The sequence below is a fragment of the Phenylobacterium sp. genome, assembly GCF_036402295.1.
In the GTDB taxonomy this organism is placed as follows: Bacteria; Pseudomonadota; Alphaproteobacteria; order Caulobacterales; family Caulobacteraceae; genus Phenylobacterium.
Genome location: NZ_DASWTE010000231.1, coordinates 1 through 3,070, shown reverse-complemented (window position 1 = coordinate 3,070; position 3,070 = coordinate 1). Strand labels below are relative to the sequence as shown.

5 protein-coding genes are annotated in these 3,070 nt (G+C 69.8%); 3 read left to right on the top strand and 2 right to left on the bottom strand.

Annotation, left to right across the window (positions count from 1 at the left end):
• Positions 1 to 277 (bottom strand): GIY-YIG nuclease family protein (locus tag VGD44_RS14310; RefSeq protein ID WP_331088190.1); only part of this gene is annotated, 277 nt, incomplete at its 3' end.
• Between the two features lie 135 nt (positions 278 to 412).
• Between VGD44_RS14310 and dnaQ the strand changes: the two genes are divergently transcribed.
• A complete protein-coding gene (gene dnaQ / locus VGD44_RS14305) occupies positions 413 to 1,153 on the top strand; it encodes a DNA polymerase III subunit epsilon (RefSeq protein ID WP_331088187.1) in 741 nt (246 codons plus the stop codon).
• Between the two features lie 14 nt (positions 1,154 to 1,167).
• On the opposite strand, the gene secB is transcribed toward dnaQ, so the two are convergent.
• Positions 1,168 to 1,653 carry a protein-export chaperone SecB gene (gene secB / locus VGD44_RS14300; protein ID WP_331088185.1) on the bottom strand — a complete coding sequence of 162 codons (486 nt, stop codon included), beginning with the start codon at positions 1,651 to 1,653 and terminating at the stop codon, positions 1,168 to 1,170.
• Positions 1,654 to 1,828: 175 nt separating this feature from the next.
• On the opposite strand from secB, the gene timA reads away from it, so the two are divergent.
• Positions 1,829 to 2,443, top strand: a complete 615-nt coding sequence (gene timA, locus VGD44_RS14295; RefSeq protein WP_331088183.1) for a TIM44-related membrane protein TimA — start codon at positions 1,829 to 1,831, stop codon at positions 2,441 to 2,443.
• Positions 2,444 to 2,449: 6 nt separating this feature from the next.
• Positions 2,450 to 3,070, top strand: a 621-nt coding sequence (locus VGD44_RS14290; protein ID WP_331088181.1) for an MltA domain-containing protein, incomplete at its 3' end; no start/stop codon positions are given.

Here is a 3,070-nt window from a genome sequence, read left to right as displayed (position 1 = left end):
GGTCGGCCCAGTGCGGGTTGTCCTCCTCGATCAGGCGGACCTTCCAGCTACGGCGCCAGCGTTTGAGCTGCTTCTCGAAGTGGATCGCGTCGTGCACGTCACCGAAGCCACGGAGGTAGGCAAGGCGGTCCACGCCGTGGGTTGCAGTGAAGCCTTTAATTTCCTTGGCTTTGTGCTCGGCGATCCGGCGCTCGAGGCTGTTCGTGATCCCGACGTAGAGCGTACCGTGGGGACCGCTCGCGAGGATGTAGACCCAGTAGGTCTGTTCTTCCGCCATGCGGCAAGCCTAGCGCGGCCCGCGTGTTCGCGCTATGTTCCCACCATGTTTGTCCCTGTGGAGCATCGAACAAGCCTGGGGATTGCGGCCCAACGTCCCGTTGCCGTGCGCCGCCGAAGCAAGGCATCAGAGGGCATGGCGCGTGAGATCGTTCTCGATACCGAGACCACCGGCTTCGACCCGCTGACTGGCGACCGGTTGGTGGAGCTGGCGGCGCTGGAGATCGAGAGCTTCGTGCCGACCGGGCGCAGCTTCCACGTCTATATCGACCCCTGCCGCGACATGCCGGCCGAAGCCGAGAAGGTGCACGGGCTGTCGTCGGCGTTCCTGCGCGGCAAGCCGCGGTTCGACAGCGCCGATGTCGTGGACGCGTTCCTGGATTTCGTGGGCGACGCCCCGATCGTCGCGCACAACGCCGCGTTCGACCGCGGCTTCGTGAACTGGGAACTGGCGAACTGCGACCGGGCCGAGATCCCGGAGCATCGCTGGATCGACACCCTGGGCCTGGCCAAGCAGCGCTTCCCGGGGATGCACAACTCGCTCGACGCGCTCTGCAAGCGCTACAAGATCTCGCTCAGCGAGCGCGAGAAGCACGGAGCGCTGATCGACGCCAAGCTGCTGGCGGCGGTCTACCTCGAGCTGAAGGGCGGGCGCGAGCGGCGGCTGGAGCTGTCGAACGCAGCCATGACCACCTCCATGTCGGTCAGCGTGCGCGTCGACTACGGCCCCCGGCCGCGGCCGCTGGCGTTCCGGTCGACCGAGGAAGAGCGCGCGAGCCACGCGGCCTTCATCCTCGAAAAGGTGAAGGGCGGAGAGCTCTGGGCGCGGTTCTGGCTCGACGGCGCGGCGCCGGACGAAGACGCCGCCGCGGCCTGAGGGGCAGCCGCCCCTTACGCGTGGCCGACCTGCGGTTCGGCCTGGGCCTTGCGGGCCGCGTAGACGCCGGCGAAGTCGATGGGGTCCAGCAGGAAGGGCGGGAAGCCGCCTTCCGAGGTGACCTCGGCGATGATCCGCCGGGCGAACGGGAACAGGTAGCGCGGGCACTCGATGAGCAGCACCGGCTCCATGTCGTCGGCGCCGACGCCGCCGATCTGGAAGACGCCGCCATAGAGCAGCTCGACGTGGAACAGCGCACCGTCGGTGCGGCTGGCGCGGGCCGAGAGCTTGAGGTCCACCTCGAAAAGGCCGTCGTCGCGGCCGCGGGCGTTCATCTCGACGTTGAGGTCGATCTGCGGCTGGTCCTGGCTGGGCCGCAGCGCGTCGGGCGCGCGCGGGTTCTCGAACGACAGGTCGCGGATGAACTGGGCGAGGATGCGGATGCCGGGCTCGGCGCCCTGGACCGGAGGCGCAACTGCGCCGACGTCGGTTTCGCTCATGGAAGCTGGAAATCTCTTCAAAGTTGTCGCGGAAATCGCGTGTCTTCGGGGCGAGCGGCTAACATGGCGCCCTGATCGATGCAACGCCGCCCCTGACGCCCGCGTTCCTGCGGACTATATGAACTATTGGGCGTATAAGGATCGAAAGCGCCGCTACTCACGTGAAAGCCTACCGTTGCAAGTTCTCCAGCTGATCATCTTCGCGGGCCTCGCCGCCATCGTGCTGTACCAGCTCTATTCGGTGCTGGGCCGGCGCAAGGGGCTGCAGCCCGAGGACCGCCAGACGGTCGAGGCGCTGGAGCGCCGCGCGCCCGCGCCGGTGCTCGGCGACACGGTCGACGACGGCGTGGAGCTGACGGGGCTGGCGGCCGTGCGGGCCAAGGATCCCGCCTTCGACGTGACCCGGTTCCTGTCGGGCGCCAAGTCGGCCTACGAGATGATCGTCAAGGCCTTCGCCGAGGGCGACCGCGCCACCCTGAAGAACCTCCTGGCGCCCAGCGTGTTCGACAGCTTCGACAGCGCCATCACGCAGCGCGAGGCCGAGGGCCGCACCGAGCAGGTGGAGTTCTTCCATAGCCCGCGCGCCGACCTGGAGCGGGCCGAGGTGACCCAGGGCGACCTGGCGCGGGTGACCGTGCGCTTCCTGGCCGAATTCCGCAGCCGCACCAAGGGCCCCGAGGGCGAGGGCGTGGACGACCGCCGCACCGCCGAGCTCTGGACCTTCGAGCGCCGGCTGAAGAGCCGCGACCCCAACTGGCTGCTCGTCCACGTCGACGCCGCCGAGGCGTAACCGGACATGCGAGCGGGGCTTCTGACGGCGGTCTTCGCCGCGCTCAGTCTCGCCGCCTGCGCCACCCCGTCCGAGCACGGGCCCCCGCCGCCCGGCTATCCGAGTCCTGCGCCAGCGCCGCCGCGTCCGGCGCCGCCCGAACCGCCTCGGCGGATCGAGCTTTCTCAGCTGCCCGGCTGGGCGGCCGAGGACCATGACGCGGCCTTCGAGGCCTGGCGTTCGACCTGCCACGCCGCCCGCGACCGCGCCATGGCCGACCTCTGCGCGCGGGCTCGTTCCGTCGGCCCGATCGCCCGGGGTGATGGGCGAACGTTCCTGGAGCTCGCGTTCGAGGCCGAGCGGGTCGGCGGCGAGGGTGTGCTGACCGCCTATTTCGCGCCGGTCTACGCGGCGCGGCGTCGGCCCGATCCCGAGTTCAGCGCCCCGGTGCTGCCGAAGCCGGCGGATCTCAAGCCGATCGAGGGCGGCGCGGTGGTCCAGGTGCTGCCCGACGGGACCGAGGCGCCCTACCCCGACCGGACCACCATCGAGTCCGGGCCGTCCGAGGCGCCGCTGGCCTGGATGCGCCCCGAGGAGCTGTTCTTCCTGCAGGTGCAGGGCTCGGGCGTGCTGGTGCTCGAGGACGGC